The sequence below is a fragment of the Gordonibacter sp. genome (assembly GCF_036667095.1).
In the GTDB taxonomy this organism is placed as follows: domain Bacteria; phylum Actinomycetota; class Coriobacteriia; order Coriobacteriales; family Eggerthellaceae; genus Gordonibacter.
On record NZ_JAVWUP010000028.1, the window covers coordinates 1 to 8,062 of the forward strand.

6 protein-coding genes are annotated in these 8,062 nt (G+C 62.9%); 5 read left to right on the forward strand and 1 reads right to left on the reverse strand.

Going from position 1 to position 8,062, the window contains the following annotated elements; translation table 11 throughout:
• The first annotated feature begins 161 nt into the window (after nucleotides 1–161).
• The 5 genes from lepB (at nucleotide 162) to ppdK (ending at nucleotide 7,565) form a co-directional block, all read left to right on the forward strand.
• Nucleotides 162–734 carry a signal peptidase I gene (gene lepB / locus RR842_RS04700; RefSeq protein WP_332514201.1) on the forward strand — a complete coding sequence of 191 codons (573 nt, stop codon included), beginning with the start codon at nucleotides 162–164 and terminating at the stop codon, nucleotides 732–734.
• Between the two features lie 117 nt (nucleotides 735–851).
• On the forward strand, nucleotides 852–1,793 hold the full coding sequence (locus RR842_RS04705) for a glycine--tRNA ligase subunit alpha (protein ID WP_332514209.1): 942 nt from the start codon (nucleotides 852–854) through the stop codon (nucleotides 1,791–1,793).
• Nucleotides 1,786–3,876: a glycine--tRNA ligase subunit beta gene (gene glyS / locus RR842_RS04710; RefSeq protein ID WP_332729116.1), complete on the forward strand. Its 2,091-nt coding sequence runs from the start codon at nucleotides 1,786–1,788 to the stop codon at nucleotides 3,874–3,876. Before RR842_RS04705 ends, glyS begins: the two co-directional genes overlap by 8 nt.
• Before the next feature lie 4 nt (nucleotides 3,877–3,880).
• Entirely contained in the window at nucleotides 3,881–4,765 is an 885-nt protein-coding gene (locus tag RR842_RS04715) for a pyruvate, water dikinase regulatory protein (RefSeq protein ID WP_332514205.1), read from the forward strand.
• Nucleotides 4,766–4,826: 61 nt separating this feature from the next.
• Nucleotides 4,827–7,565 (forward strand): pyruvate, phosphate dikinase, encoded by a 2,739-nt coding sequence (gene ppdK / locus RR842_RS04720; protein WP_332514206.1) that lies wholly within the window; start codon nucleotides 4,827–4,829, stop codon nucleotides 7,563–7,565.
• A gap of 135 nt (nucleotides 7,566–7,700) precedes the next feature.
• Here ppdK and RR842_RS04725 read toward each other — a convergent pair.
• A partial coding sequence (locus tag RR842_RS04725) for a winged helix-turn-helix transcriptional regulator (protein ID WP_332729118.1) occupies nucleotides 7,701–8,062 on the reverse strand: 362 nt, incomplete at its 5' end.

Genomic DNA, 8,062 nt, shown 5'->3' on the forward strand with positions numbered 1-8,062 from the left:
GCGCCCCGACCTGCTCGACGGCGTCGACCTTTCGCCCGCTGATCGGGAATTTCTGAAGAGTTTATCGACCGAGCCGGGCGTCTAGGCGCGAAGCGTTATCATATACGCTCGTGACCTCATCCGGGCGTTTCGCGCCCGTTCGGAAAGGATAGACGACCTTTATGGATTCCGGGCAGCATGCCGAGCCCCGCAAGCGGAGCATTTTCAGGAGCATTCTTAGTTTAGTCATCATGGTGGCCTTTGTTTTCGGGCTGTCGTGGGCCTTGCGCACGTTCGTCTTCCAACCCTACGAGATACCTTCCGGCTCGATGGAGGCTACCATCATGACCGGCGATATGGTGTTCTCGGAAAAGGTGAGCTACTATCTGCGCGATCCTGAACCGGGCGACATCGTTACCTTCCAGGATCCCGAAATACCCGGCCGCGTACTCATCAAGCGCTGCATCGCCGTAGGCGGCCAGACCGTCGACCTGATCGACGGCCGGGTGGTCGTGGACGGGGTGGCGCTCAACGAGCCCTACACGCACGGACTGCCCTCCGAGCCGCTGAAGACGGCGCTGGGAACCGAGTTCTCCTACCCTTACACCATTCCCGCCGGCCACTTGTGGGTCATGGGCGACAATCGCACGAACTCCCAGGATTCGCGTTACTTCGGAGCTATCGAAGAGAACACGGTTACGGGAAGGGGCCTGCTCATTTACTGGCCGCTGAACAACTTCGGCCTGCTGGGCTAATATTCGCATAAGGGAACAAGCGCCGCGCACGCGCGGACGCCAAGGATAGGGAAGACGAGGAGAATCATGCCATCTAAGACCGTACCTGCCGCGACTGTGGGCAGCGAGGCGGCTTCCATGCCATTGCCGCCGACGTTCCAGGACGTCATCATGAACTTGCAACGCTACTGGGCCGATGCCGGCTGCGTTATTCTGCAGCCCTACGACAACGAGGTGGGTGCCGGCACCAATGCTCCGGCTACCACGTTGCGCTCGCTTGGCCCGGACACCTGGCGCACGGCCTACGTGCAGGGCTGCCGCCGCCCCACGGACGGGCGCTACGGCTTGAACCCGAACCGCACCCAGCACTACTTCCAGTTCCAGGTGCTCATGAAGCCCTCGCCGGACAACATCCAGGACCTGTACCTGGGCAGCCTGCGCGCCATCGGCATCGATGTGGACGCGCACGACGTACGCTTCGTCGAGGACGATTGGGAGAGCCCGACGCTGGGTGCCTGGGGCCTTGGCTGGGAGGTGTGGATCGACGGCATGGAGTGCACGCAGTTCACCTACTTCCAGCAGGTGGGCGGCTTCGAGTGCAGCCCGGTGCCCGTGGAGATCGCCTACGGTCTTGAGCGCCTGGTCATGTACGTGCAGGGCGTGGACAGCATGTTCGACATCGTATGGGCGCGCGGCAACGATGGCGTCACCTTCACGTATGGCGACGTGTATCTGGAAAACGAGCGCCAGTACTCGGCATACAACTTCGAAGTGGCCGACACCGAATTCCTGTTCCAAGAGTTCAGCGACCGCGAGGCCGAATGCCAGCGCACGCTGGCCGCGGGCCTGCCGCTGCCGGCCTACGACAGTGTGCTGAAGTGCTGTCACACGTTCAACCTGCTGGATGCGCGCGGCGTGATCTCGGCAACCGAGCGCATGGCCTACATCCTGCGCGTCCGCACGCTGGCCAAGGCCGTGTGCGCGTCCTACATGGAGCATGTTGTGGGCCTGGCGCCTGCGGATGCGGACGGCGCGATAGCGCCTGCGCCCGAGGCAGGGAAGGGGGACGGCCATGAGTAACCTGCATGTGCTCGCGTTCGAGATAGGCACCGAGGAGATCCCTGCGTTCGACCTGCATAAGGCAACCCTCCAGCTGGAAAAGCTCGTACCTGCTGCGCTTGATGCCGTGCGCATCCCGCACGGGACTGTCTCCATCTATACCTCGCCGCGCCGCTTGGTGGCGATCGTGGCCGACGTGGCCGATGCCACCGAGGCGCTCGAAGAGGTGTTCCGCGGCCCCTCTGCCAAGATCGCCTTTGATGCGGAAGGCAACCCCACGAAGGCCGCTGTCGGCTTTGCGCGCGGCAAGGGGCTGGACGTGGGCGCGCTTGAGCGCCGCGAGGAGAACGGTGCTGAGTACGTATTCGCTGCGAAGAGCATCCCCGCGCGCGATGTGGCCGAGCTTCTGCCCGACGTGCTGCACGGCATTATCGAGGACATCTCCTGGCCGAAATCGTGCCGTTGGGGCACGACGCGCCAGTACTTCTCGCGTCCGGTGCGCTGGCTGGTCGCCCTGCTTGACGAGCGCGTGATCCCTGTGGAGTTCGCCGGCCTTACCGCAGGCAACCTCACCTACGGCCACCGCTTCTTGGCTCCCGGCCCGCATGAGGTGGCAGCCGCCGCCGACCTGGTGGGCGTTATTGAGGGCGCCTTCGTCGTGGCAAGCGAACCGGCTCGCGAAGCGGTGATCCGTGCCGGAGTGGAGCGCGTCGAGGCCGAGACGGGGCTGCGCGCCGAGCTGCCCGAGAAGACGCTTCTCGAGGTGACGAACCTCTCCGAATACCCTACGGTCATTGTGGGCACATTCGACGAGGAGTTCCTGCGCGTTCCCGAGGAGATCATCGTGGACGCCATGCTCATGCACCAGCGCTACTTCCCGCTCTATGACGCGGCGAGCAAGCTGACGAACAAGTTCATCGTCGTGTCGAACGGCGATCCCGCGTGCGCCGACATCATCCGCAACGGCAACGAGCGCGTCGTGCGCCCGCGCCTGTCTGATGCGAAGTTCTTCTACGAGGAGGATTTGAAGCACCCGCTCGAAGCGTTCGTCGACCGTTTGGACGAGGTGGTGTTCCAGGAGGCGCTGGGCACGATGAAGGACAAGACCGACCGTATCGTGGCGCTGGCGACCCATCTGGCCGCTGATGCGGCGCTGGCCGAGGCCGACGCGTCGGATGCCGTGCGTGCGGCCTACCTGGCGAAGGCCGATCTGGTTACCGGCGCGGTGGTGGAGTTCACCAGCGTGCAAGGCATCATGGGGTCGTATTATGCCGAGGCTTCGGGCGAGAGCGAGCAGGTGGCGCGCGCTATTGCCGACCATTACCGTCCGCGTTTCGCCGGCGACGAGCCGCCGGCGTCGGTTGTGGGCCGGATCGTGGCGGTGTCCGACAAGCTGGACACCATCTGCGGCCTGTTTGCCGTCGGGCAGGGCCCCACAGGGTCGTCCGACCCGTTTGCGCTGCGCCGCGGTGCCATCGGCATCGTGGCTATGCTGGAAGGCGGGCTGCCGGTGTCGCTCGGGCGCGCCATCGATGCGTCGCTCGACACCTATGCCGGCGCTGGTATCGACTTCGATCGCGATGAGGTGCGCAAGGCTGTGGCCGAGTTCTTCGTCACGCGCACGAAGGTCATGTTGCGCGATTCGGGCGTCTCTCCGGACACTATCGATGCGGTGCTTGCCGCCGCGGTGCGCGAGCCGGTGCAGATCATTGCCCGTACGCGTGCGCTTGAGACCGCGCGCCGCCATGAGCCCGAGACATTCGACGACCTGGCCACGGCTTACGCCCGTGCGAACAATCTGCGCGATGCGGCGCTGGGGAGCACGGTGGACGGCGACATTGCCGGCGGAGCCGAGGCCACGTTGCTCGCGGCCATCGACGAGGTGGAGGCGCGCGTGGGAGCTGCACTTGCGGCCGACGACTATGCGGCCGCCTTGGCCGCCTTGGCCGCCTTGCGCGGCCCCATCGACACGTTCTTTGCCGACGTGCTCATTATGGACAAGGATGACCAGGTGCGCGAGAACCGCCTGCGCCTACTGAACCGTTTCGTAGGAGTGTTCGCCAATGTGGCGGACTTCGGCCGCATGGCCAAGGGTGCGAAGTAAAGCCATGACGGATTTCATCCCGCACGAGAATGTGGGGCCGCTGCCCACCATCCACGTGGTCAGCGACTCGGTGGGCATCACGGCCCAGGCGGTGGCCCGTGCGGCCGCCGCCCAGTTCGGTGTGACGAACCCCTGTATCGAGGTGCTGCCTAAAGCGGGGTCGTTCGACGAGATATGCGAGTTCATCGAAGTGCACGGCGCGTTCCATCGCAAGCGCACGGGCGATGGGCGCATGCTGATCTTCTATACGCTGGTGAACCGTGAGCTGGCGCACGAGTTGGCGGAGTACGCCGCTGCGCGTGACGACATCGTGGCCATCGACCTCATGACCGATGCCATCGCTGCCATCGCGGACATGACGGGGCTGGCACCCTCCACCAAGCCCGGCGGCCTGCACGTGGCCGACCAGTACTATTTCCGGCGCATCGAGGCCATCGAGTTCAGCATCGCCCATGACGACGGCCGCAACCCGCAAGAGCTGACGCAGGCCGACATCGTGCTTCTGGGCGTATCGCGTTCCTCCAAGACGCCTACGTCTATCTACCTGGCCCAACAAGGTTACAAGGTGGCGAATATCCCGCTGGATCTTCACACGGCTCCGCCACGCGAGCTAGCCGACGTCGACCGCACGCGCCTGTTCGGGCTTATGACCACACCCGAGGTGCTGGTGGGCATCCGACAGCGGCGCCTCGGCAATGCCGGCGTGGTGGCGAAGAGCTACGCCGACCCCGAGTACGTCTATCAGGATCTCGACGGAGCGCGTGCTCTGATGCGCAAACTCGGCTGCATTGTCGTTCACACCGAAAATCGAGCCGTTGAGGAAACAGCGCAAGAGATTTTGCGTTACTATGAGCGCGCTCACCCTCCATCGGCTGATATGATGGGCTAGGCCTGCGAACCCACGTGGTTCGAAACTCTGTACGATTGGCATCGTGTTTAAGGAGAAAAAGGTGACTGAAGAAGTCAAACGAGTCTATGCTTTCGGCAAAGACGCACAGGGTAACAACGTAACCGAAGGCAATACATCCATGAAGGCGGTGTTGGGCGGCAAAGGCGCGAACCTCGCCGAAATGGCCAACATCGGACTTCCGGTGCCTCCGGGATTCACTATCTCGTGCCAGACATGCATGGAGTATGCCAACGCGGGCAACGTATGGCCCGAGGGAGTGCTCGACACCATCCAGGAGTACCGCGAGGACCTCGAGGCTCGCATGGGCAAGAAGATCGGCGAGGCGAGCGACCCGCTGCTCGTGTCCGTGCGCTCCGGTGCGCCGCTGTCCATGCCGGGCATGATGGATACCGTGCTGAACCTGGGGCTCAACGACGAGTCCATCAAGGGCTTGATCGCGCAGACTGAGAACCCTCGTTTTGCGTGGGACTCCTACCGTCGCTTCATCCAGATGTTCTCCTCCGTGGTCATGGGCTTGGACAGTGATCTGTTCGAGAACGCCATCACGGCTATGAAGAACGCCCGCGGCGTAGCCACCGACACCGACCTCACTGCCGAGGACTTGCAGGAGCTCGTGGTCGAATTCAAGCAGATTTTCACCGAGAACGTGCCCGCCTCCGACTACGCGAGTCTCGTGTCGGACGGCACCGTGCGGTTCCCGCAGGATCCCAGCGTGCAGCTGCAGCTGGCTATCGAGGCCGTGTTCGGCAGCTGGAACAACCCCCGCGCGACGCTCTACCGCAAGCAGAACAAGATCGCCGACGACTTGGGCACGGCCGTGAACGTGCAGTCCATGGTGTTCGGCAACAAGGGCAACACCAGCGCCACCGGTGTGGCGTTCACGCGCAACCCGGCCACCGGCGAGAAGGAGTTCTACGGCGACTACCTGGTGAACGCCCAGGGCGAGGACGTCGTGGCCGGTATTCGCAACACCAGCCCTATCGCCGATCTCAAGCATGTCGAGGGTCTTGAAGAGGCCGGCACCGAGCTTGAAGAAGTGTTCGTGACGTTGGAGAACCACTTCCGCGACATGTGCGACATCGAATTCACCATCGAGCAGGGCAAGCTCTGGATGCTGCAGACCCGCGTGGGTAAGCGTACCGCCGCCTCTGCGTTGCACATCGCCATTGAGATGGAGAAAGAGGGCCTCATCACCAAGAAAGAGGCCGTCATGCGCGTCGATCCCGAGCAGCTCGACCAGCTGCTGCACCCGCAGTTCGACAAGCATGCAAACTACGACGTAGTGGCCAAGGGCCTGAATGCCAGCCCGGGCGCCGCAGTGGGCGAGGCTATGTTCTCCGCTGCCGACGCGGTGGCTACGACCGAAGCCGGCCGCAAGTGCGTGCTGGTGCGCTGGGAGACGAACCCCGATGACCTGGCCGGCATGATCGCCGCCGAGGGCATCCTTACGTCGCATGGTGGCAAGACCAGCCATGCGGCCGTTATCGCCCGTGGCATGGGCACCCCGTGCGTTTGCGGTGCCGAGATGCTTAAGATCGACGCCGAGAAGAAGGAAGCCGCCATCGCCGGCACCGATATCGTCATCCGCGAGGGCGATATGATCTCCATCGACGGCACGTCGGGCTGCGTTGTGTTGGGAGCGGTTGAGTTGGTGCTCCCCGAGCTCACGGGCGACCTGGACACCATCCTTGAGTGGGCCGACGAATTCCGCACTATGGGCGTGCGCGCCAACGCCGACAACCCCGAGGATGCCGAACTTTCCCGCGGCTTCGGCGCCGAGGGCATCGGCCTCTGCCGTACCGAGCACATGTTCCTAGGCGATCGTAAGCAGATCATCCAGTCGTTCATCTTGAACGAGGAGCCGTCCATCCGCCAGAAAGCGCTCGACGAGCTGCTGGAGGCCCAGACAGGCGACTTCTACGGCATGTTCAAGGCCATGGACGGCCTGCCGGTCATCGTGCGTCTGCTCGACCCGCCGCTGCATGAGTTCTTGGACAGCCCGCGCGAGCTGGACGTGGAGATCACGCGTATGGTGTGCGAGGGTGCGCCTGCTGCCGACATCGCCGAGAAGCGTGCACTGCTGTCGCAGGTGGATGCTATGGCCGAGGTGAACCCGATGCTGGGCCTGCGCGGTTGCCGTTTGGCTATCCTGTATCCCGAGCTTCCGGCCATGCAGGTGCGTGCCATTGCCATGGCTGCCGCCCGCTTGCAGAAAGAAGGCCTGCATCCCGAGCCTGAGATCATGATTCCGTTGGTGAGCGTCTTGCCCGAGTTGGAGACGCTGCGCGGCGAGGCGGAGGAGGTTCTGGTCCAGGTCGCTTCCGAGGAGGGCGTCGAGCTGAACATCCCCATCGGCACGATGATCGAGCTGCCACGTGCTGCCGTCACCGCCGACGAGATAGCCACCAAGGCCGACTTCTTCAGCTTCGGTACCAACGACCTGACGCAGACGGCGTTCGGCTTCAGCCGCGACGACGTAGAGTCGAAGTTCGTGCCGCGCTACCTTGAGCGCCGCATCCTGCCGTTCAACCCCTTCGAGACGGTCGACCCCGGCGTTGCCATGTTGGTGGACATCGCCTGCCAGAAGGGCCGCGCTACGAACCCCGACATCACGCTGGGTGTGTGCGGCGAGCACGGTGGCGACCCCGATTCGGTGAAGACGTTCCATAAGATTGGCCTCACCTACGTGAGTTGCTCGCCTTACCGCGTGCCGCTGGCCCGTTTGGCCGCCGGCCAGGCTGCGCTTGCCGAGACGATGGGCGACGCGCGCGACAAGTAGGCGACCCGCAAGCACTTGATGGTAGTTCGAGGGCCCGCAGCGCTGCGGGCCCTCGTCGTCGTACCTGTGCGCAATGTGCTTCGAAGGCGGTTGTGTAGTACGATCAGCAGTTCTGAGATGTCCTTGAAGCGTTTCCTAAACGACTTCCCAGTATCCGGTCTTGTTCGAGCCAATGCGCCTTAATGCTCCCGCTGCCATCAGGGCTTGGATGTGACGCGTGACGCTCGACCTGCTCTGTCCGATGGCAGTTGCGATTTGCTCTTTGGTAGATTGAGGGTTTTCTCGCAGGTAATTAAGCACCTGCTTTTCTTTTTCGTTTATCGGCTCGTTTATCGGCTCATCTGATGCGCTGATTTGCTCGAGAACGCTTGCATAGAGCGCGGCGAGCCTGTACTCGCTCGGAGAATCTCCTGAACGAGAGACGTATTTTGAAACGCAAAAAGAAAGATTTAGGGAATAGTAAAAGCTGATAAGGAAGTAAAATTTAGTTATTTCTC

What these genes read in the sequence shown, in the direction of transcription:
- lepB (WP_332514201.1), top strand. Translation starts at nt 162, where the DNA reads ATGGATTCCGGGCAGCATGCCGAGCCCCGCAAGCGGAGCATTTTCAGG.
- RR842_RS04705 (WP_332514209.1), top strand. Translation starts at nt 852, where the DNA reads ATGCCATTGCCGCCGACGTTCCAGGACGTCATCATGAACTTGCAACGC.
- glyS (WP_332729116.1), top strand. Translation starts at nt 1,786, where the DNA reads ATGAGTAACCTGCATGTGCTCGCGTTCGAGATAGGCACCGAGGAGATC.
- RR842_RS04715 (WP_332514205.1), top strand. Translation starts at nt 3,881, where the DNA reads ATGACGGATTTCATCCCGCACGAGAATGTGGGGCCGCTGCCCACCATC.